The sequence below is a fragment of the Mycolicibacterium sp. TUM20985 genome (assembly GCF_030295745.1).
GTDB lineage: Bacteria > Actinomycetota > Actinomycetes > Mycobacteriales > Mycobacteriaceae > Mycobacterium.
In genome coordinates, this window is sequence record NZ_AP027291.1 from 4177927 (window position 1) to 4199756 (window position 21830).

Consider the following 21830-nt stretch of genomic DNA (forward strand, 5'->3'; position numbering starts at 1 on the left):
CCTCGCTCAGCGGGTCACGCGACCAGACCGACGAGGTCGACGAGGCGGTGGGAGTATCCCCACTCGTTGTCGTACCAGCCGACGATCTTCACCAGGTTCCCGGTCACCTTGGTCAGCCCCGAGTCGAAGATGCACGACGACGGGTCGGTGACGATGTCGGAGGACACCAAGGGAGCCTCGGTATAGGCGAGGATGCCCTTGAGGTCACCGTCGGCGGCGGCCGCGAACGCGGCGTTGACGGCCTCGACGGTCACCGGCTCGCGGACGGTGACGGTCAGATCGGTGGCCGAGCCCGTCGGCACCGGCACCCGTAGGGCATACCCGTCGAGGCGGCCTTCGAGTTGCGGCAGCACGACGCTGATCGCCCGTGCGGCCCCGGTGGACGTGGGTATCACGTTGATCGCCGCGGCGCGGGCCCGGCGAAGATCGCGGTGCGGGCCGTCCTGCAGGTTCTGGTCGGGGGTGTAGGCGTGGATGGTGGTCATCAGGCCGTGCTCGATGCCGAACGCCTCGTCCATCACCTTGGCCATGGGCGCCAGGCAGTTGGTCGTACAGGACGCGTTCGAGACGACGGTCTGCGAACCGTCGTAGTCGCGGTGGTTGACGCCCATCACCACGGTGAGGTCCGCGCCCTTCGACGTCGCGGACACCACCACCTTCTTCGCGCCACCGTCGAGGTGGCCCCTGGCTTGTTCCGCGGCGGTGAAGCGACCGGTGGCCTCGACGACGACGTCGACGCCCATCTCCCCCCAGGGCACCGCAGCCGGTCCGCCGGCGATGGACCACGCCCTGATCGATCGATCGCCCACCCGAATGTCGTCCCCGTCGACGACCACGTCGTCTGCGAGCCGACCGAGCACGGAGTCGTACTTGAGGAGGTGCGCGAGGGTCGCGTTGTCGGTGAGGTCGTTCACCGCCACGATCTCGATCTCGGTGGTGCCCGCCGCACGTTGCGCATCGACTGCACGGAAGAAGTTGCGACCGACGCGACCGAAGCCGTTGATACCCACGCGAATCACCATGGCCCCAATTCTGACGACCCCCGGCCTACGGCGGCAGAGGACAAAGTCCCAAGTCATTTCGGACTGTTGACCATTGGAGTGACCTTCGGCCCTGTCTCGGGATTGGTGGGCGTGCGAGCGTTTGCACCCGTGACGAGCACACCTTCCTATGTCCAGTTCTTCGAGGCCTTCGGCATCGACGACGTGCCACTCGTAGGTGGCAAGAACGCCTCGCTGGGCGAGATGTTCCAGCACCTGTCCGGACAGGGGGTCCGCATCCCACACGGGTTCGCGATCACTGCCGCGGCGTACCGCCACATGCTGGACGAGGCGGGCGCCTGGGAGCGCCTGCACGCCGAGCTGGACGATCTGGATCCCGACGACGTGGCGGCCCTGGCGCGAAAGGCCAAGCGCGCCAGAGAGATCGTGTACGGCGCCGGTCTGCCCAAGGATCTGGCCGCCCAGATCCTGGACGGCTACCGCGCCCTACAGCGGGAGTACGGCGAGGACGTGAGCCTGGCGGTACGAAGCTCGGCAACCGCCGAGGACCTGCCGACGGCCAGCTTCGCGGGCCAGCAGGACTCCTACCTCAACATCAAGGGTGAGGAGAGTCTGCTCGACACGTGCCGTCGTTGTTTCGCAAGCCTTTTCACTGACCGCGCGATCCACTACCGGATCGACCAGGGCTTCGACCACTTCAAGGTCGCCCTGTCGATCGGCGTGATGAAGATGGTGCGCTCCGACATCGCCTCGTCGGGCGTGATGTTCTCCCTCGACACCGAATCAGGGTTCCGTGACGCCGTATTCGTCACGGGCGCCTACGGCCTCGGCGAGAACGTCGTCCAGGGTGCGGTCGATCCCGACGAGTACTACGTGCACAAGCCGACCTACCTCGCGGGTCACCGCGCCGTCCTGCGCCGGCTCATCGGCGACAAGGCGGTGAAGATGATTTTGGTCGACGGCGAGACGAAGTACTCCACGCGAAACGTTCCCACGCCGAAGGCCGACCGGACCCGGTTCTGCCTCACCGATGACGACGTGCTGGAACTGGCGGGCTACGCCTGCGCGATCGAGAAGCACTACGGCCGACCGATGGACATGGAGTGGGCCAAGGACGGCCTCGACGGAAAGCTCTACATCGTCCAGGCCCGTCCCGAGACGGTGGCCTCCCAGCACAGCGTGACCGCACTCGAGACCTACGTCCTCGAGGGGCGCGGCGCGGTCCTCGCCGAGGGCCGTTCCGTCGGTGAGCGAATCGCCACGGGCGCGGTGAAGCGCATCGAGAACCTCTCCCAGCTGGCAGATTTCAAGCCCGGTCAGGTGCTGGTCGCCGACACCACCACACCCGACTGGGAACCGGTGATGAAGACGGCCGCCGCGATCGTCACCAACCGCGGCGGCCGCACCTGCCACGCCTCGATCATCGCCCGCGAGCTCGGCATCCCCGCGGTGGTCGGCACCGGCGACGCCACCACCGGCGTGCCCGACGGCGCCGTGGTCACCGTCTCCTGCGCCGAGGGCGACTCGGGTCGGGTGTACGAGGGCGCCGTGGGTTACCACGTGGACCGCATCGAGGTCGGTGACATGCCCCGGCCACGGACGCACATCATGCTGAACCTGGGCAACCCCGACCTGGCGTTCAAGACGTCGTTCCTGCCGAATGACGGTGTCGGACTCGCCCGGATGGAGTTCATCATCAGCGAGTACATCCGGGTGCACCCCCTGGCTCTGCTGCACCCGGAGAAGGTCGCCGATCCCGACGCGCGCCGCGAGATCGCCCGGCTCACGACGGGTTACGTCGACGGGAGCGCGTTCTTCGTCGAGCGGCTCTCCGAGGGCATCGGCACGATCGCCGCCGCCTTCTGGCCCAAGCCCGTGGTGGTACGGATGTCGGACTTCAAGACCAACGAGTACGCCAGCCTGCTCGGCGGGCAGGGCTTCGAACCGACCGAGAGCAACCCGATGCTCGGCTTCCGTGGCGCCTCGCGGTACGGGCACCCGGCCTACGCCGAAGGGTTCGCGCTGGAGTGCCAGGCGATGCGACGGGTCCGCGATCAGATGGGGCTCACCAACGTGGTCCTCATGCTTCCGTTCGTGCGTCGGGTGGCCGAGGCCGACCTGGTACTGCAGACCATGGCCGACCTCGGGCTGCGGCGCGGGGAGAACGGCCTCGAGGTCTACGCGATGTGCGAGATCCCCAACAACGTCATCCTGATCGACGAATTCGCCAAGCGCTTCGACGGCTTCTCGATCGGCTCGAACGACCTCACGCAGCTGACCCTGGGGGTCGACCGCGACAGCGAGATCGTGGCGTTCGACTACGACGAACGCGACGAGGGCGTCAAGGAGATGATCCGAATGGCGGTGGAGGGGTGTCGACGCAACGGGATTCACTCCGGCTTGTGCGGACAGGCGCCGTCGGACTACCCCGACATGGCCGAATTCCTGGTCCAGTTGGGCATCGACTCGATGAGCCTGAATCCCGACACGGTGGTCAAGACCACCCGCCAGGTGCTTGAGCTGGAACGTCAGCTCGACCCCGCTCCCGTGTCATGAGCCTGCCCGTCACCATCGACCCGCGCTACCACGACGCGGTGCTCCTCGACCTGGATGGCGCGCGCTCGGATGACGCCGAACTCGTCGGCGCCACCGTTGATCTCGCGCGCAAGCTACACGGCGAAGGCGTCGTGATCGCGGGCTATTCATCGAGCCCACACTGCCGTCGGGAATTGAAGAAGGCGGGTGTCGACGGCTTGTTCGGCGTCTGCATCGACGGGGCGGATGGTGAGCGCGGCACCGCGGACGAACCCGACCCCGCCGTACTGCTGGACGCCGCCCGCCAACTCGGGGCACGCCCGCAGCGATGTGTGGTCATCGAACGCTCGAGTGTCGGGGTAGCGGCAGGTCGAGAAGGCGGGTTCTCCCTCGTCATCGGCATCGACGGCACCGGACGCGCCGACGGCATGCGGCGCAGCGGCGCCGACGTGGTGGTCACCGAACTGGCCGACATCGCCGTGCGCACGGGCGACACGCGGGTCTCCGGACTCCCCAACGCGCTGGCCGCCTACGGCCAGCTGATCGGCATCACCAGCGTGCGGGACTCGATGCTGTTCCTCGACTACGACGGAACGCTGTCCCCCATCGTCTCCGATCCTGCCGCAGCCGTTCTCGGCGACGGCGCCGCCGACGCGCTGAGACTGGCCACCACCGTATGCCCGGTCGCCATCCTCAGCGGCCGCGACCTCGCCGACATCACGAACCGGGTGAACATCCCCGGCATCTGGTACGCGGGCAGCCACGGTTTCGAACTGACGGGACCGGACGGCACCCGCCACTGCAACGAGGCAGCGGCCGCGTTCATCGACGTGCTCGAGCGGGCCGCCGCCGAACTCAGCCGTCACCTGGCCGACGTTCCGGGAGTTCGCGTGGAGCACAAGCGCTTCGCCGTCGCGGTGCACTATCGCGAGGTGGAGCGCGAGCGGGTCGGTGCGGTGGTGGCGGCGGTACATCAGCTTGGTGCCCGCGACGGCCTGCGGGTGACCGCTGGGCGCAAGCTCGTCGAGTTGCGCCCCAACCTCGACTGGGACAAGGGCAGCACGCTGGCCTGGATCCGCGACCACGTCGACCCGTCAGGATCGCTGCTGCCCATCTACGTCGGTGACGACCTCACCGACGAGGACGCGTTCGATGCGGTGCAGTTCGACGGCATCGGCGTCGTGGTCGGACACGACGAGGACGGTGACCGCAAGTCGGCCGCCCACTTCGCCCTCGACAATCCCGGACAGGTCGCCGAGTTCATCGCGCGTGGGTCGCGGTGGCTCGAGCTCAAGCATGAATCATCCAAGACGGCATGGGATTACGTCTTCGACGGATACGACCCGCAGGAGGAGAAACTCCGCGAGGCTTTGTGCACGTCGGGCAACGGCTACTTCGCCACGAGGGGTGCTGCCCCCGAGTGCAAGGCGGCGCAGGTGCACTACCCGGGCACCTATGCGGCAGGGTTGTTCAACCGCCTCGTCGACGACGTGTCCGGAACCGAGATCGACAATGAGAGCCTGGTCAATCTGCCCAACTGGCTGGCGCTGACCTTCCGGATCGACGACGGCGACTGGTTCGACGTCGACGAGGTGACGGTGCTGTCCTATCGGCAGACCCTGGACTTGCGCGGTGCGGTGCTGACGCGGGTGGTGCGCTTTCGCGACGGGGCCGGCCACACCAGCACGCTGACGCAGCGCCGGTTCGTGGCGATGCACATGCCGCACGTCGCCGCGCTGGAGACGACGGTCGTGGCCGAGGACTGGTCCGGGACCATCGAGTTCCGCGCCACCGTGGACGGCAACGTTACCAACTCCCTGGTCGAGCGGTACCGGGATCTGGCCGACGAGCATCTCGACCTGCTGGACAAGCACGCCATCGGTGAGGATTCCGTCCTCCTGTCGGTGCAGACGAACCAATCCCGCATTCCCGTCGCGATGGCGGCGCGAAGCACCGCATGGCGCAACGGCGAACCGGTGGCGGCCACCCACCGCCTGTTCGAGGACCGCGCCGAGATCGGTCACGACATCGCCGTGCGGCTCTCGGCTGGTGAATCGGTGACCGTCGAGAAGGTGGTCACGGTTTACACCGGCCGCGACGTGGCAACGTCCGAACCCGCCGTGGACGCCGAGCGCTGGGTGACCCGGCTCGGTCGGTTCGACGAGTTGCTCCAGGGCCACCTGACCGAGTGGCGACACTTGTGGGAACGCCTCTCCATCGAGTTCGACGACTTCGGCGACGAGTTGAAGATCCTGCGCCTGCATCTGCTGCACCTCGTGCAGACGGTGTCCCCGAACACCGCCGACCTCGACGTCGGGGTGCCCGCGCGGGGACTGCACGGGGAGGCGTATCGCGGGCACATCTTCTGGGACGAGCTGTTCATCTTCCCCGTCCTCAACCTGCGGTTGCCCATGATCACTCGGTCACTGCTGAGCTACCGCTACCGGCGCCTGGACGAGGCCCGCCACGCTGCCCGCGCCGCTGGCCACCGGGGAGCGATGTATCCGTGGCAGTCGGGCAGTGACGGACGCGAGGAAAGTCAACGGCTGCACCTCAATCCGCGGAGCGGGCATTGGAACCCGGACGCCAGCGCGCGCGCCCACCACATCGGCATCGCCGTGGCGTACAACTCGTGGAAGTTCTATCAGGTCACCGGTGACCTCGCGTACCTGATCGACTACGGCGCCGAGCTGCTGGCGGAGGTCGCCCGGTTCTTCGTCAGCCTGGCCTCGTACGACGAGAGTCGGGAACGATTCGTCATCCGAGGCGTGATCGGACCCGACGAATTCCACTCTGGCTATCCGCACGCACCGTACGACGGCATCGACAACAACGCCTACACCAACGTGATGGCCGTGTGGGTGATCGTGCACGCCCTCGACGCACTGACGCTGCTGCCCTTGCCGAATCGTCTCGACCTGCGGGAGAAGCTCGGCCTGCACAGTGCGGAACTCGCACATTGGGAGAAGGTCAGCAGGCGGATGTACGTTCCGTTCCACGACGGCGTCATCAGCCAGTTCGAGGGTTACGGCGAACTGGCCGAACTGGACTGGGACCGGCTCCGCGGCCAGTACGGCAACATCCAACGCCTCGACCGAATCCTCGAAGCCGAGGGCGACGACGTCAACCGCTACAAGGCCTCCAAACAGGCCGATGCGTTGATGTTGCTCTACCTGATGTCGGCCACCGAGTTGCACGAGCTGCTCGACCGGCTCGGTTATCGCTTCCCCCCCGACCAGGTACCGCACATGGTGGACTACTACCTGGCCCGCACGTCCCACGGCTCGACCCTGAGCGGTGTCGTGCACACCTGGGTGCTCGCCAGGGCCAACCGCGACCGCGCCCTCGAATTCTTCCAGCAGGCCCTCAAGTCCGACGTCTCCGACATCCAGGGCGGCACCACCTCCGAGGGCATCCACCTGGCTGCCATGGCGGGCACCGTCGACCTCATGCAGCGGTGCTTCACCGGGCTGGAGACGCGGTCCAACCGCATCATCCTGTCGCCGTACTGGCCGGAATCGCTTGGTGTGCTGGCGATGCCGATCCACTATCGCGGCCTGCACCTGCACCTGCGGATCAGCGGGAAGGGCGTCATCATCAGCGTGGATCCCCGCGACGCCGATGGCATCGAGGTGGAGTGCCGCGGTCGCGTCGTTCAGCTGATGCCGGGGACCACCGTCCGATTCCCCGGTTGACCATGGCCGACTCCGCGGACGTCACACCGCTGGCCAACCTCGCCGCCGGACATGCCAGCGCAGGCCCGGTGCGCGCGCGCCGACCCGTGTACGTCGACCTGTTGCCGCCGTGCAACACCGGGTGTCCCGCGGGCGAGAACATCCAGGCCTGGCTGGCCCACGCCACCGCAGGCCACCACGAAGCGGCGTGGCGACAGCTCGTCAAGGACAACCCGTTCGCGGCGATCCACGGCCGGGTCTGCTACCACCCGTGCGAAACCGTCTGCAACCGAGCGCATCTCGACAGCTCGGTGTCGATTCACTCGGTGGAGCGGTTCCTCGGCGATCTGGCGACAGAACGGGGTTGGGCCTTCGACCCGCCGCCCGCCTCGACCGGTAAGCGCGTGCTCGTCGTCGGAGCAGGGCCCAGCGGACTGTCCGCCGCCTACCACCTGGCGCGGGTCGGTCATCAGGTGGAGGTGCGCGACGCAGGTGCGGCGCCGGGCGGGATGATGCGCTACGGCATTCCCCGCTACCGGCTGCCCCGCGACGTACTCGACGACGAAGTCGCGCGGATTGCGGCAATGGGTGTGCGACTGACGTTCGACCATCCCGTCGTCGACCTCGCCGCCGAGCGCGAGGCCGGCGACTTCGACGCGGTATTCGTCGCGGTCGGCGCGCATCTGGCCAAACGCGTCGACATCCCGGCGCGGGACGCCGGCCCGATGATAGACGCCGTCTCCTTCCTGCACGACGTCGCCGAAGGTGCCCCGCCGTCGATCGGCAAGCACGTCGCGGTGTATGGCGGCGGCAACACCGCGATGGATGCGGCCCGGGTGGCCCGGCGTCTTGGCGCCGAGGACGCCGTGATCGTGTACCGCCGAACCCGCGAACAGATGCCCGCCCACACCGACGAGGCGAGCGACGCCGAGCGGGAGGGCGTGCGCATCAACTGGTTGCGAACGGTCACCGCCTTCGACGGCCCCGAATTGACCGTCGAGGTCATGGAACTCGACGACTCGGGTTATCCGCGCCCGACCGGACGCATGGAGACCCTCGCGGCGGACACGCTGATCATGGCGCTCGGTCAGGAGACCGAGTCGGGTTTCATGCGGACGCTGCCAGGGGTGGAATTCGATTCCGAAGGTCTGGTGCGGGTGTCGGAGTCGCTGATGACCGGCTGTCCGGGTGTGTTCGCCGGCGGTGACATGGTGCCCGGTGAGCGCACCGTCACGGTCGGCGTCGGACACGGCAAGAAGGCGGCGCGTCACATCGACGCGTGGCTCCGCGACGAGACCCTCGCGACGTCGCCGAAACATCCGATCGCAGAGTTCGATTCGCTGCACCCGTGGTTCTTCGGTGAGGCCCAGCGACGCGAACAGCCCGAAGTGCCGCCGGCGGTCCGCGTCGGAAGCTTCGACGAAGTCGTGGGCGGCCTGTCCGCCGAGGCGGCGACATTCGAGGCGGGACGCTGCCTCTCCTGCGGTAACTGCTTCGAATGCGACGGCTGTCTCGGGGCGTGCCCCGAGGACTCGGTGATCAAGCTGGGCATCGGCCTCCGCTACGAGTTCGACTACGACACCTGCACGGGTTGCGCCGTCTGCGCCGATCAATGTCCGGTCCACGCCATCGAGATGTTTCCGGAGCCAACATGACCCGCGCCACGATGGACGGCAACGAGGCGGCCGTCTCGGTGGCCTACCGCCTCAACGAAGTGTGCTGCATCTACCCGATCACCCCGTCGTCACCGATGGCGGAACTGGCCGACGAATGGTCCAGCGCGCAGCGGCCCAACGCGTGGGGCAGCGTCCCGACGGTGGTCGAGATGCAGAGCGAGGGCGGTGCGGCCGGCGCTCTCCACGGCGCGCTGCAGAGCGGCGCGTTGGCCACGACGTTCACCTCATCGCAGGGTCTGCTGCTGATGATCCCCAACATGTACAAGATCGCCGGTGAACTCACCTCGGCCGTCATCACCGTCGCGGCGCGATCGGTGGCGGCGCAGGGGTTGTCGATCTTCGGGGACCACTCCGACGTGATGGCCGTTCGGCAGACGGGGTTCGCGCTCCTCGCGTCGGCCTCGGTGCAGGAGGCGCACGACCTCGCGCTGGTCTCCCAGGCCGCCACCCTGGCGACCCGAATCCCGTTCGTGCACTTCTTCGACGGGTTCCGCACCTCCCACGAGATCAACACCATCGAGACGCTCTCCGACGACGACCTGCGGGCGCTGGTGCCCGAGGAACTGATCTGGGCCCACCGCGGGCGGGCCCTCACCCCCGAGCATCCGTTCATCCGCGGCACTGCCCAGAACCCCGACGTCTACTTCCAGGCCAGGGAGACGGTGAACCCGTTCTACGCCCCGGTTCCGGCCGTGGTCGAGGAACTGATGGCCCGCCTGGGTGAACGCACCGGGCGGACCATGGGCATCGTCGAGTACTCGGGACATCCCGAGGCCGATCGGGTCCTGGTGGTCATGGGTTCCGGGGCTCAGACCGTCCAGGAGACCGTCGCCGCCCTCGTCGCACGCGGTGAGCGGGTCGGGGTGGTGCAGATGCGCTTGTACCGGCCGTTTCCGACCGAGGCGCTGATGGCGGCACTGCCCGAGACCGTCCGCACCGTCGGCGTGCTGGACCGGACGAAGGAACCCGGTTCGATCGGTGAGCCGCTGTACCTCGACGTGGTGGCGGCGCTCGCCGACGCCTGCGCGGACGGCACCCGGGCGGTGATGCCCCGCGTGTGCGGCGGACGGTACGGTCTGTCCTCCAAGGAGTTCACGCCCGCCATGGTCGCCGGGGTGTTCGCCGAACTGGCCGGCGACCACCCGCGGCGACGGTTCACCATCGGCATCGACGACGACGTCTCGCACACCAGCATCGACTACGACCCGTCCTTCGACATCGAGTCTCCGGACACGGTCCGCGCGGTCTTCTTCGGGCTGGGCTCGGACGGTACGGTCGGAGCGAACAAGAACACGATCAAGATCTTGGGCGCCGAAGAGGGTCTGCACGCGCAGGCCTACTTCGTCTACGACTCGAAGAAGTCGGGCTCGCAGACCGAGTCCCATTTGAGGTTCGGGCCAAATCCGATTCGCGCCCCCTACCTGGTGAACGGGGCCAATTTCATTGGCTGCCATCAGTTTCGATTCCTCGACAACGTCGACGTCCTCGGTCGGGCGGCCCGCGGCGCCACGCTGCTGCTCAACTGTCGACGTCCACCGGAGAAGGTCTGGGATGCGCTGCCCCAGAGGGTGCAGCGACAGATCCTCGACAAGGGGATCGCGCTCTACACCGTCGACGCCGATCGGATCGCCCGAGAGGCCGGGCTGGCCGGTCGCATCAACGTCATCCTGCAGACCTGCTTCTTCGCGATCTCGAACGTGCTTCCGAGCGAGCTGGCCATCACGCGGATCAAGGAATCGGTCGAGAAGACCTACGGCAAGCGTGGCCCCGAGGTGGTGGCCAAGGAACTGGCCGCGGTCGACAGCGCCGTCGCCGGGCTTCATCGAGTCGACGTCCCCGACCAGCTGACCTCCACCCGCGTGGCAGCACCGATGGTCCCCGCCTCGGCGCCGGACTTCGTCAGGACCGTCACCGCGGAGATGATGGCCGGGCGCGGGAATGCGTTGCCCGTCAGCGCACTTCCGGTGGACGGTACCTACCCCAGCGGCACCACGGCCTACGAGAAGCGCAACATCTCCGAGCTCGTCGCGGTCTGGGATCCGGATAGCTGCATCCAGTGTGGAAATTGTGCGTTCGTCTGCCCACACGGGGTGATTCGGTCCAAGTTCTACGACGAGTCTCGATTGGATGGGGCACCTGCGGATTTCGACTCGGCACCGCTGGATGCGGTCGGCCTGCCGAATGCCAAGTTCTCGCTGCAGGTCTACGTCGAAGACTGCACGGGCTGCGGCCTGTGCGTCGAGGCGTGCCCCGTCGTCCTTCCCGGCGTCGCGACCACCAAGGCGATCAACCTCGGTCCCGCCGACGTGCGGGTGGCCACCGAGCGGGTGAACATCGACTTCTTCGAGTCGCTCCCGACGAATGACCGGGCCAGGGTCGACTTCGGCACGGTGCGTGGGACGCAGTTCCTGCAACCGCTGTTCGAGTTCTCCGGCGCGTGCGCGGGTTGCGGCGAGACGCCGTACCTCAAGCTGCTCTCGCAGCTGTTCGGTGATCGGCTGATGGTGGCGAACGCCACGGGCTGTTCGTCGATCTACGGCGGCAGTCTGCCGACGACACCGTGGACCACCGACGCCGACGGGCGGGGGCCGGCCTGGTCGAACTCCCTGTTCGAGGACAACGCCGAGTTCGGGCTCGGCCTGCGTCTGGCCAGCGACGGGCACGTCGACCTGGCCACGCGCCGCCTGGGCGAGCTCCGCACCGAAGTCGGTGCGGAGTTGGTGGACGCGATCCTGACCGCACCGCAGCAGAGGGAGTCGGAGTTCGCCGCGCAGCGCGGCCGTATCGCCGAGCTCCGCGACAGGCTCGACGACATTGATCCGGCAACGAGCGCCGATCTGCGCAGCGTGATCGATCACCTGGTCCGGCGCAGCGTGTGGATCGTCGGCGGCGACGGCTGGGCCTACGACATCGGTTCTGGTGGTCTCGACCACGTGCTGGCCAGCGGACGCAACGTCAACGTGCTGGTGCTCGACACCGAGGTGTACTCGAACACCGGCGGTCAGATGTCCAAGTCGACGCCGCTGGGAGCGGTCGCGAAGTTCGCCGCCGCGGGCAAGACGGTGCCCAAGAAGGACCTTGCCCTGCAGGCGATTGCGTACGGCAGCGTGTACGTCGCCAAGGTGGCGATGGGTGCCGACTCGCAGCAGACCCTGCAGGCCTTCCGCGAGGCCGAGGCGTACGACGGACCGTCCCTGATCATCGCCTACAGCCACTGCATCGCCCATGGCATCGACATGAGCCTGGGCATGGATCAGCAGTACCGTGCGGTCGCCAGCGGACACTGGCCGCTGCTGCGCTACGACCCGGTGCTCAGGGCGGCCGGCAAGAACCCCTTCCTGCTCGATTCACATCGACCGCGGATCCCTCTCTCCGACTACGTCTACCGAGAGCTTCGGTACCGTGCCCTGGCCAACTCCGATCCCGAGGAGGCCGAACGGCTGCTCGGGTTGGCGGAGCTGGCGATCGAACAACGGTGGAACGTCTACGAGGAGATGGCTTCCCGTGGACCCGAACACTTCCATCCCGACGCGCGTAGGGAACGATGATGGATCTCGCGACCCGCTATCTGGGCCTGACCCTGAGCAATCCTCTGATCGCGTCGGCATCCCCGCTGTCCAAGACCGTCGACGGGGTCAAACGCCTCGCCGACGCCGGAGTGGGTGCGGTGGTGCTCTATTCGCTGTTCGAGGAACAGCTGCGGGCCGAGGCCGAACGCGATGCCCAACTGAGCCAGGCGGGCTCGGAGAGCTTCGGCGAGTCACTGTCGTACTTTCCGCGGACCGCCGAGGTGGACCACGGCCCCCGGCAGTACCTGAGCCTGCTGGAACGCGCGAGCGCCGCGGTCTCGGTGCCAGTGATCGCCAGCCTCAACGGCAGTACGCCGGGGAGCTGGGCTCGCTACGCGCACGCGATGCAGGAATCCGGCGCGGCCGCAATCGAATTGAACGTCTACTACCTGCCGGGTGATGCCCACGTCTCCGGCCGCGACGTCGAACGACGTCACCTCGACATCCTCGCCGCCGTCAAGGACGCGGTGAGCGTACCGGTGGCCGTGAAGCTCAGTCCGTACTTCAGCGCGACGGCCGAGATGGCGCGAAGCCTCGACCTCGCCGGCGCCGACGGGTTGGTGCTGTTCAACCGGTTCCTGCAACCCGACGTCGACGTCGAGACCCTAGCCGTGGCACCCGGATTGGCGTTGTCGCGGGCCAGCGAGGCTCGCCTGCCCATGACGTGGATCGCGTTGTTGCACGGCCGGATCGATGCGTCGCTCGCCGCGACGACCGGCGTCGAGGGTTCGACGGAGCTGATCAAGTACCTGCTGGCGGGGGCGAACGTGGTGATGACCGCGTCGGCCCTGCTGCGCCACGGTCCCGGTTACGCCACGGTCATGCTCGACGAGTTGCGCGCGTGGATGGAACGCAAGGGATACGGCTCGATCGACGACGTCCGCGGGCTCCTCGCCGTGCCGTTGGGAACCGACGAGGTGGCGCGCGAACGCGGGGACTACGTGAGCACCATGCGACGAGCCAACCACGGCGACTACGGGACCTGGGGCGAAGTCAGGTGACCGATCAGGTCGGCGACGCCGCAAGCGCCAGTACTTCGTCGAAACCCTCGGCGAGGCAGTCGGCGAACACGTCGTAGTCGGGGATCGCGCCGGTGTCCACGTCGATGCCCAGCGCGCAGATGTCCGCGTAGGTCAGCAACGTGACGTTGACCGCGGCGCCCACGGTCGGGCCGAAACCGTACTGGGTCAGCACCCTTGCTCCGCCGAGGAACACCGGTACCGGAATGCCCGGCACGTCACTGCACAGGAAGTCAACGTGGCGCAGGATCGACCCGATGTACCAGCGCGGCATCATGTTCATAACCCCCGCTATCCGCTGCGTGTAGGGCACCGACTTCTCGTTGCGCACCCGGTTGGTCCTCTCGCGAATCTCGCGGATTCGTTGCGCCGGGTCGGCTACGCCGACAGGTACGTCGAAGCGCATCAGGGTGATTCGGTTGCCACCCAGCTCGTCGCCGTCTTCCCGCACACTGATCGGCATCGTGAGATGGAGGTCGCCGACGGTGACGTCGTGCCTCTCGTGGTAGCGGCGCAGCCCTCCGGTCACGCCCGCAACGAACGCGTCGTTCAACGCACCGTCGGCGCGGTGGGCGGCTTCGCGCAGCTGCGCGAAGGGAACCTCGAGCACGCCGAGATGTCGAGTGAGACTGCGCTCGCTCATCAGTGCCGAACCCGTCCGATTGACCGGACGCACGAAGCGGTACAACGATGCCGCCGTCTCGACCGCGGCGGACGCAGTGCGCAGCGGCCGCCGGATACCGTCGGAGATCAGCCTCGGGGCGGTCTTCAACGTGTCCGTGACGGCGGTGCCGACCAGTCGGGCGTCGTACCACGCGGTGTCCCGATAGCCGCTCAGCCATGGCGACGGGTGCACCTCGGGCAGCTCCCCCAACGGTTCGAGCCTCTCGGCGTCCTCGGTGAGGTCGAACAGGAGCATGCCGATCTGGACGCCTCCCACACCGTCGGTGAGGGCGTGATGGAACTTCAGGACCATGGCAGCGCCATCGTTTTCGAGGCCATCGACCAGCGTGGCCTCCCATAGCGGTCGTGCTCTGTCGAAGTCCTCCATCGCGGCGACTCTGGCCATCTCCAACACCGTGTCGAACGTGCCGGGCGCGGGCGCCGTCACCCTGCGCATGTGAAAGCCGAGGTCGAAGTTCGGCGCGGACTCCCACCGCGGCGGCGCGGGCGGTGGAGAGGGCACGACCCGCTGTCGGAACATCGATACCTCGCGCGAGATGAGGTCGAAACGGCTGCGCACCTCGTCCCAGTCCGGAGAGCGCTCGAGCACCACCACGGTGACCACGGTGGACCGCAATCGAGGATCGCTCTCCATCGCCCAGGTGAACGCATCGCTGTTGCGCAAGAACTCGGCCATTCGCCCCAAGCTACGACCCGCGTCGGCCCCCGGTAGCAGCTCCGCTCCGCAGGTGACCTAGGTCCTTCGAGGAGGTGGCCTTCGGCGCTGCGGCCAGCTCCGGCCCTTCGGCACGCTAAACGGGCCGAAGGTCCCTACTGGAACGTCGGCGATCACGGTCAACTGGACCCACATCCAGATGCCGTCCACGGAGGACACCATGCCCACAGTTCGGTACGAAGCGCTCGGACCCACGGTGCTCGACCGACTCCGCTCCGAGGCGATCGAGCATTTCGGACGATTCGGCTTCGACCAGTCGATGCTCGAGGTCTCGATCGCGCTCGACGTGGACGTGTCGACCCTGAGCGATCTGTTCGGATCCATCAACGGCCTGCGCGCCGCCTGCGACGAGGCCGTGCTGTCGTCGATTCGCTCGATGAAGACCGAGGCGCTGGCCAACGAAGACCCCGGCACACTGCTCGACCAGGTCGCGACCATCGACTCGTTCGCCCCCTCGATGTCCTACCTGGCACAGGCGCTGCAGGCGGGCGACGAGCTCAGTCACACCTTGATGCGCGCGATGATCGACGACGCCGAGGCCTACGTCGAGACCGCGGTGGCGAACGGAACCGTCGAGCCCAGCGTCGATCCCAAGGGGCGCGCCCGCTTCCTCATCATGAATGGAGTCGGCGGCTTCCTGCTCTATCGCCAGATGCACCCCACGCCAACCGACATGGGCGCGGTGCTGCGCGACTATGCCAAGGACATGATCTTGCCCGCCATCGAGCTCTACACCCACGGACTGATGATCGACGCCAACATGTATGAGGTATTTAACGCCCGGGGGCATAGCGTCGGAGGATGACCGATCGAACGATGCGCGCATGGCGTGTGCGTATCCCCGGGGCGATGAGCACCCGACCGCTCGAACTCGTCACCGTCAACGTGCCGGAACCCGGCGACGGTGAGGTCCTCATCGCCGTGCGGGCCTGTGGCGTGTGCCGCACCGACTTGCACGTCACCGAAGGAGATCTGGCGGTACACCGCGCGCACGTCACGCCGGGCCACGAAGTGGTCGGCGAAGTGGTGTCACGCGGGCCGGGAGAGACCTCGGCAGTCGCCGCGGGTGACCGGGTCGGGGTCGCCTGGTTGCGGCACACCTGCGGACATTGCCGCTTCTGCGTGCACGATCGCGAGAACCTGTGCCCCGCGTCGCGCTACACCGGCTGGGACGCCGACGGCGGCTATGCCGAATTCGTCACGGCACCAGCAGATTACGTCCACCGGCTGCCCGTCGGTTACAGCGACACCGAGTTGGCCCCACTGCTGTGCGCTGGCATCATCGGCTACCGGGCCCTCCTGCGCGCGGACCTGCCGCCGGGAGGCAGGCTCGGCATCTATGGCTTCGGCGGAAGTGCCCACATCACCGCCCAGGTGGCGTTGGCGCGTGGCGCGGAGGTCCACGTGATGACCAGAGGTCGCGAAGCACAGGAACTGGCACTGGCCCTCGGCGCCGCGTCGGCGCAGGGCGCCGCGGATCGGCCGCCGGTGCCGCTCGACGCGGCAATCCTCTTCGCGCCCGTCGGCGAACTGGTGTTGCCGGCGCTCGAGGCCCTCGACCGCGGTGGCACGCTCGCGATCGCCGGCATCCACCTCAGCGACATCCCGGTGCTGAACTATCAGCACCACCTCTTTCAAGAACGCCAGGTGCGGTCGGTCACGTCGAACACCCGTGCCGACGCCCGCGAGTTCCTGGCCCTCGCCGGTGAACACCACCTCGAGGTCACCAGTCCGCAGTATCCGCTCGATCGGGCCGACGTCGCTCTGAGCGACCTTGCGGCGGGCCGGATCTCGGGTGCAGCGGTGCTGACGATCTAGCGGATTTCGTCGCTGGCGAGGGCGCTCGACATCGCCCAGTCGGCACTCTTCCTCTGCGCGCCGTGCTCGTCGTGGATCAGCGGGCAGGTCTTGACGTCAGCGGCGGCGTCCAGGAATTGGATTAGCACCATGACGTTCGACAACGTTCGGTTGGCTCAGCTGCCGTGTCGATGATCCGCGGCGTACGCCTGGATGACGGCGTCGACGTCACCGTCGAGTCGTAGGAACTCCTGGTTGAGCAGTCCGACGAGACTCTCGACGGCAGCGGTGATGAGAGCGCCGGCGAGCCGCGTCTCTGGCCGTGTGCTTCCGGCAGCATCGGCGGCGAGTCGTGCGGCGTAGTCGAGCGAGGATGCCAACGAGGCGTCCGCTTCGATGTCGCGAAAGTAATAGGTGGCGCCGTATTGCGTGAAGTCGTTTCTGGCTTCGACGATGGCTGCGGCAAACCCGGTGAGCACGCCGATCGGGATGCTGTCGACACTGAGGTCGGGATTCGCTCCGCGTGCCCGACGCAGAGTCGAGAGCTGAAGCGCCAGCACGCGTCTGCGCTCGAGAGCCGGGTAGATCTGGAGAACCCAGGATACGGCCGCCGTCAGGAGCATGAAACCGAACAACGCCTCGAGCGGGACGATCACGCGCAGGAACTCCGACGTCGGCACGATGTCGCCCATTCCGAGCGTCCCAATGGTCACCAGCGACACGTACAGCGCATCGGATGCGGCGTGGCGATCGGACGGACTCAGTTCGGTGCCGTAGGCGAAGCCGTCCGCCATCTGCGGGAAGTACAGCATGGCCCAACCGAGAACGGCCATGGCACCCCAGGTCAACACCACCAGCGCGATCCCGAGCGGGCCCGTCAGCGAAGCGATCCTGCGATCGGACCGAAACAGCCGCAGCAACCACCAGACGAGCCTCATCACCTTCGGCGCGACGCTACCGTGGCCGATCGGATGGAACAGCGTGTGGAACACGTCCCGAACCACCACTGCCACGAGCAATGCTCCGACCACTGTGATCACCCAGTTCGTCACGCGATCATCATGCCTCGCGATGCCCTTTGGTTGTGCCGCAATCGAATTACTAGGCCAGGCCCTCGAGCATGAGGCCAAGCGCTCGATATGTCAGCGAGACGTGGGCCTTCGGAACCAACGTCGGCGAGGAGGGGCAGACTCGCCGCTCGAGTGCCCAGGGCACCACTGGCCGGAGGGCACGCTGCGCCGGACGGCATCGACGTGCATTCCGCAACCCGACCACGTGGTCATTCCGCAGACGCGGCACTTGACTGCGCGACACATGGGATCCCCTTCTCTCGGAGCGTTTCAGGCCAAGCTCAAGAAGAGCTTCTCGAGCTGTTCGACCGTCAACCTCTCGGCGTGACCGGTCTCGATGTCGGGCGAGTCGATACATCTTCGGAGACCGCTTGCGATGATCGTGAAGCCAGCGCGATTCAGCGCCTTCGATACCGCGGCGAGTTGGATGATGACGTCCTTGCAGTCGCGCCCGTTCTCGATCATTGCAATGACGCCGCCGAGTTGCCCGTGGGCACGTCGCAGTCGGTTCAGGGCAGCTGCCGGCACTGTGTCGCAACGCGAACCACGGTCGGACGCATCGCTCACACCTTCACCTGCCGATGCAGTCATGGACTATTTATACCATACCCCCTATGGTATTAATGAGGCGTGAACCAAACGGGCCGACTTGACTTTCGCTCTGGCGCAATGCAAACGGCGACAGACTCGGGACACGACCCGTTCGGCTCGACGAGCGCACCATGAAGTCGATAGCGGGTCTCTTGAAACGGCTCTGGGTGGTCGTGGTGGTCGTGATTGCTCTAGCCGCTGCCTTGGCCATCGTCGGCAGGCTGCGCACCTTCTTCGACTCAGATCAGCCCTATGCCGCCGCGTCGGAGCAGGTGGACGCGATCGTGCCGTTCAACACGAAGCGCGTGACCTACGAGATCATCGGGCCAGGAACGACAACCGGCCGGGTCAGCTATCTCGACGACAAGGGCAAGACGCAGGAGGCGACATTCGCGACTCTGCCCTGGTCGGTGAGTGTCACCACCACCGATCCCGGGATCCTGGCCAACGTAGTGGCCCAGGGCGATGGCGAATCCCTAGGCTGCCGCATCCTCGTCGACGACAGGGTGGTCGCGGAGCACTACGCAGAGGGCCGTGACGCCCAGGCCTTCTGTCTGGACAAGGCCGCATGAGCGCGGACTCCACCCGTCCATTCCTCCCCCGCACGATCCGGCGTGGGGCGGTACCAATCATCCTGATCTGGGTCGCGATCACCGCCGGGCTGAATTTGTTGCTGCCGCAGGTGGAATCGGTCAGCAAGCACAATGCGGTCTCGATGTCACCGCAGGACGCGCCCTCGGTCATCGCCGCCAAGAAGATGGGCACGAAGTTTCAGGAGTCCACCTCCGACAGCATTGCCATGGTGGTGCTGACCAGTGATCAACCGCTGAGCGACACTGCGCACCGGTACTACGACACGTTGATCGGCAAGTTCGAACAGGACGCCCGACACGTCGAGCACGTCCAGAACTTCTGGGGCGACCTCATCACCGCCGCGGGGGTGCAGAGCAGCGACGGAAAGGCCGCCTACGTCCAACTCAACCTCGCAGGCGATCAAGGCAGCACCCTTGGCAATCAATCGGTGGAAGCGGTGCGCGACATCGTCGATCAGACACCACCGCCGGCCGGGGTGCAGGTCTACGTCACCGGCCCTGCACCCCTGACCACGGACTCGCTCGAGACCGGTGACAAGAGCATGGTCAAGATGACCGTCGTCACCATGATCGTCATCACGATCATGCTGTTGATCGTCTACCGGTCGATCAGTACGGTCCTGCTCATCCTGGCCATCGTCGGTATCGAAATGGGCTCGGCGCGTGGCGCGGTCGCTCTGCTCGGCCACTTCGGCGTGATCGACTTCTCGACGTTCTCGGTTCCTCTTCTGACGGCCTTGGCGATCGCTGCCGGAACCGACTACGCGATCTTTCTCATCGGTAGGTACCAGGAAGCGCGCCAGAATGCCGAAGATCCGGAAACTTCCTACTACACGGCCTTTCACGGCGTCGCTCATGTGATCCTTGGTTCGGGGCTCACCATCGCGGGGGCCATGCTGTGCTTGCGGCTGACGCGGCTGGCCTACTTCAAGTCGTTGGCGTATCCGTCAGCGATCGCCCTGATCACGGTCGTCGCGGCGTCGCTCACCGTTGCGCCTGCCGTTCTCGTGGTGGCCAGTCGGTTCGGCCTCTTGGACCCAAAACGCACGATGAAGACCAAGGGCTGGCGACGAATCGGTACGGCGACCGTCCGCTGGCCGAAACCAATTCTCGCCGTGGCGACCGCGATCACCATTCTCGGTCTCCTCGCCACGATCGGATACAAGACCAGCTACAACGATCGTCACTACATTCCCGCCGACGTGCCGGCCAACGTCGGATACACGGCGGCCGAAAAGCACTTCAGCGCAGCACGACTCAACCCCGACATCCTGATGGTCGACTCCAGCCATGACATGCGCAATCCCACCGACATGATCGTGCTCGACAGGATTGCCAAGTCACTGTTCCGGATCCGCGGCATCGCCATGGTGCAGAGCATCACCCGGCCGCTGGGCTCGCCGATCGCGCACAGTTCCATCCCCTATCAAGTCAGCATGCAGTCGGTACCCATCACCCAGAACCTGCAGTTCCTCAAGCAGCGCGTGGGCGACATCGACACGATGTCCGACAACCTGGGCGCGATGGTCACGTCCATGGGGCGGATGTACGAGTTGATGCGCCAGTTCTCGGACGCCACCCACCGCACGGTCGTCACCACTCACCGCACGGTCGACGATGCGAACACGCTCAAGACGTCGTTGGACACGATGCGCGACCATCTGGCTGACTTCGACGACGAGGCGCGGACGGTACGCAACTACTTCTACTGGGACCCAAACTGTTTCAACATTCCGGCGTGCTGGGGCATCCGGTCGGCGTTCGACGCCATCGACGGCGTGTCCACTCTCAGCGACAACATGGCGACACTGTTGAGCGACATGAACGAGCTGACGAATGGCATGGACGACATCGATGCGCTGACTCCGCAGATGGTCGCGCAGTTCCCGCCGATCATCGCGACCGCGACCACGATGCAGCAGACCCTACAGACCATCCACAGCAGCTTCGACGGACTCATCACCCAGATGCAGCAGATGACCGACACCGCCACCGCGATGGGCGAGGCCTTCGACGCCTCGAAGAGCGACGACTACTTCTATCTCCCGCCGGAGGTCTTCGCCAACCCGGACTTTCAGAAGGGATTGAAGCTGTTCCTGTCGCCCGACGGGAAGGCGGCGCGCCTGATCATCACCCACGACGTCGATCCGGCTACCGAGCAGGGCATCTCGACGGTGGACGACGAACTCGTGGCGGCACACGAGGCAGTGAAGGGCACCTCCCTCGCCACTGCGGAGATCACCTTGACCGGTACCGCGGCAACCTACCGAGACATCCAGTCGGGCGCGAAGTACGACACCATGATCGCTGCGTTTGCGGCTCTGACACTCATCTTCTTGGTCATGATCATCATTACCCGGGCGCTGGTCGCGTCATTGGTGATCGTTGGCACCATCGTGTTGTCGCTCGGCGCCGCATTTGGTCTGTCGGTCCTGGTCTGGGAGCGGATCGTGGGCATCGATCTCAATTGGATCGTGCTCGCATTCGCCGTGATCATCCTGATGGCCGTCGGCAGTGACTACAACCTGCTGCTGGTATCACGATTCAAGGAGGAGATCGGCGCCGGCATCAACACCGGGATCATCCGGTCCATGGGCAGCACCGGCAGTGTGGTGACCGCGGCCGGCCTCGTGTTCGCCTTCACCATGGGATCCATGGTCTCGGGCGACCTGCTCAATGTCGGCCAGGGCGGCACCACCATCGGCATCGGCCTACTGCTCGACACCCTGATCGTGCGTTCGCTGATGACACCGTCCATCGCAGCACTGCTCGGCCCCTGGTTCTGGTGGCCGCTGAAAGTCCGGTCTCGTCCCGCGTATCAGCCGCGGAGCCAAGTCGAGGCGGCGGCGCCAACGCCGATGGACGCCGACGCCGGACCTTCCCCAGCCGGTTGACACCCGACCCGT

The 21830-nt window shown here is 66.4% G+C and carries 14 protein-coding genes; 9 read left to right on the forward strand and 5 right to left on the reverse strand.

The window, feature by feature from the left end:
- Positions 1-14: 14 nt before the first annotated feature.
- Positions 15-1022 (reverse strand): type I glyceraldehyde-3-phosphate dehydrogenase, encoded by a 1008-nt coding sequence (gap, locus tag QUE68_RS20555; protein ID WP_286274325.1) that lies wholly within the window; start codon positions 1020-1022, stop codon positions 15-17.
- A gap of 129 nt (positions 1023-1151) precedes the next feature.
- On the opposite strand from gap, the gene ppsA reads away from it, so the two are divergent.
- Genes ppsA through QUE68_RS20580 form a run of 5 tightly spaced genes read left to right on the forward strand, consistent with a single transcriptional unit; the run spans position 1152 to position 13456 of the window.
- Positions 1152-3557 carry a phosphoenolpyruvate synthase gene (gene ppsA, locus QUE68_RS20560; RefSeq protein WP_286274326.1) on the forward strand — a complete coding sequence of 802 codons (2406 nt, stop codon included), beginning with the start codon at positions 1152-1154 and terminating at the stop codon, positions 3555-3557.
- On the forward strand, positions 3554-7231 hold the full coding sequence (gene otsB, locus QUE68_RS20565; protein ID WP_286274327.1) for a trehalose-phosphatase: 3678 nt from the start codon (positions 3554-3556) through the stop codon (positions 7229-7231). Before ppsA ends, otsB begins: the two co-directional genes overlap by 4 nt.
- A gap of 2 nt (positions 7232-7233) precedes the next feature.
- Entirely contained in the window at positions 7234-8865 is a 1632-nt protein-coding gene (locus tag QUE68_RS20570; protein WP_286274328.1) for an NAD(P)-binding protein, read from the forward strand.
- Positions 8862-12434, forward strand: a complete 3573-nt coding sequence (nifJ, locus tag QUE68_RS20575; RefSeq protein ID WP_284228089.1) for a pyruvate:ferredoxin (flavodoxin) oxidoreductase — start codon at positions 8862-8864, stop codon at positions 12432-12434. Before QUE68_RS20570 ends, nifJ begins: the two co-directional genes overlap by 4 nt.
- Positions 12434-13456, forward strand: a complete 1023-nt coding sequence (locus QUE68_RS20580; RefSeq protein ID WP_284228090.1) for a dihydroorotate dehydrogenase-like protein — start codon at positions 12434-12436, stop codon at positions 13454-13456. Before nifJ ends, QUE68_RS20580 begins: the two co-directional genes overlap by 1 nt.
- A gap of 4 nt (positions 13457-13460) precedes the next feature.
- Here the strand turns inward: QUE68_RS20580 and QUE68_RS20585 are convergent, their stop codons facing one another.
- Entirely contained in the window at positions 13461-14834 is a 1374-nt protein-coding gene (locus tag QUE68_RS20585; protein ID WP_284228091.1) for a wax ester/triacylglycerol synthase domain-containing protein, read from the reverse strand.
- A 199-nt stretch (positions 14835-15033) separates the two neighbouring features.
- Here QUE68_RS20585 and QUE68_RS20590 point away from each other — a divergent pair, with 199 nt between their 5' ends.
- Entirely contained in the window at positions 15034-15678 is a 645-nt protein-coding gene (locus tag QUE68_RS20590) for a TetR/AcrR family transcriptional regulator (protein WP_286274329.1), read from the forward strand.
- Positions 15675-16691 (forward strand): zinc-binding alcohol dehydrogenase family protein, encoded by a 1017-nt coding sequence (locus tag QUE68_RS20595; RefSeq protein ID WP_286274330.1) that lies wholly within the window; start codon positions 15675-15677, stop codon positions 16689-16691. The genes QUE68_RS20590 and QUE68_RS20595 overlap by 4 nt, the downstream gene beginning before the upstream one ends.
- Here QUE68_RS20595 and QUE68_RS20600 read toward each other — a convergent pair.
- The 3 genes from QUE68_RS20600 to QUE68_RS29545 all read right to left on the reverse strand — a co-directional run bounded on the left by QUE68_RS20600 (position 16688) and on the right by QUE68_RS29545 (position 18331).
- A complete protein-coding gene (locus QUE68_RS20600; protein ID WP_284228095.1) occupies positions 16688-16822 on the reverse strand; it encodes a hypothetical protein in 135 nt (44 codons plus the stop codon). The two genes, QUE68_RS20595 and QUE68_RS20600, sit on opposite strands and share 4 nt — an antisense overlap.
- A gap of 24 nt (positions 16823-16846) precedes the next feature.
- Positions 16847-17722, reverse strand: a complete 876-nt coding sequence (locus QUE68_RS20605; protein WP_284228096.1) for a potassium channel family protein — start codon at positions 17720-17722, stop codon at positions 16847-16849.
- Positions 17723-18010: 288 nt separating this feature from the next.
- Positions 18011-18331, reverse strand: a complete 321-nt coding sequence (locus QUE68_RS29545) for a metal-sensitive transcriptional regulator (protein ID WP_284228098.1) — start codon at positions 18329-18331, stop codon at positions 18011-18013.
- A gap of 131 nt (positions 18332-18462) precedes the next feature.
- Between QUE68_RS29545 and QUE68_RS20615 the strand changes: the two genes are divergently transcribed.
- Together QUE68_RS20615 and QUE68_RS20620 are read left to right on the forward strand one after the other, a co-directional pair.
- Positions 18463-18903, forward strand: a complete 441-nt coding sequence (locus tag QUE68_RS20615; RefSeq protein WP_284228099.1) for an MmpS family transport accessory protein — start codon at positions 18463-18465, stop codon at positions 18901-18903.
- Positions 18900-21818 (forward strand): MMPL/RND family transporter, encoded by a 2919-nt coding sequence (locus QUE68_RS20620; RefSeq protein ID WP_284228100.1) that lies wholly within the window; start codon positions 18900-18902, stop codon positions 21816-21818. The genes QUE68_RS20615 and QUE68_RS20620 overlap by 4 nt, the downstream gene beginning before the upstream one ends.
- Positions 21819-21830: the final 12 nt, after the last annotated feature.

What these genes read in the sequence shown, in the direction of transcription:
- otsB (WP_286274327.1), top strand. Translation starts at nt 3,554, where the DNA reads ATGAGCCTGCCCGTCACCATCGACCCGCGCTACCACGACGCGGTGCTC.
- QUE68_RS20615 (WP_284228099.1), top strand. Translation starts at nt 18,463, where the DNA reads ATGAAGTCGATAGCGGGTCTCTTGAAACGGCTCTGGGTGGTCGTGGTG.
- QUE68_RS20570 (WP_286274328.1), top strand. Translation starts at nt 7,234, where the DNA reads ATGGCCGACTCCGCGGACGTCACACCGCTGGCCAACCTCGCCGCCGGA.
- gap (WP_286274325.1), bottom strand. Translation starts at nt 1,022, where the DNA reads ATGGTGATTCGCGTGGGTATCAACGGCTTCGGTCGCGTCGGTCGCAAC.
- QUE68_RS20600 (WP_284228095.1), bottom strand. Translation starts at nt 16,822, where the DNA reads ATGGTGCTAATCCAATTCCTGGACGCCGCCGCTGACGTCAAGACCTGC.
- nifJ (WP_284228089.1), top strand. Translation starts at nt 8,862, where the DNA reads ATGACCCGCGCCACGATGGACGGCAACGAGGCGGCCGTCTCGGTGGCC.
- QUE68_RS20620 (WP_284228100.1), top strand. Translation starts at nt 18,900, where the DNA reads ATGAGCGCGGACTCCACCCGTCCATTCCTCCCCCGCACGATCCGGCGT.
- QUE68_RS29545 (WP_284228098.1), bottom strand. Translation starts at nt 18,331, where the DNA reads ATGACTGCATCGGCAGGTGAAGGTGTGAGCGATGCGTCCGACCGTGGT.
- QUE68_RS20590 (WP_286274329.1), top strand. Translation starts at nt 15,034, where the DNA reads ATGCCCACAGTTCGGTACGAAGCGCTCGGACCCACGGTGCTCGACCGA.
- QUE68_RS20580 (WP_284228090.1), top strand. Translation starts at nt 12,434, where the DNA reads ATGGATCTCGCGACCCGCTATCTGGGCCTGACCCTGAGCAATCCTCTG.
- QUE68_RS20585 (WP_284228091.1), bottom strand. Translation starts at nt 14,834, where the DNA reads ATGGCCGAGTTCTTGCGCAACAGCGATGCGTTCACCTGGGCGATGGAG.
- QUE68_RS20595 (WP_286274330.1), top strand. Translation starts at nt 15,675, where the DNA reads ATGACCGATCGAACGATGCGCGCATGGCGTGTGCGTATCCCCGGGGCG.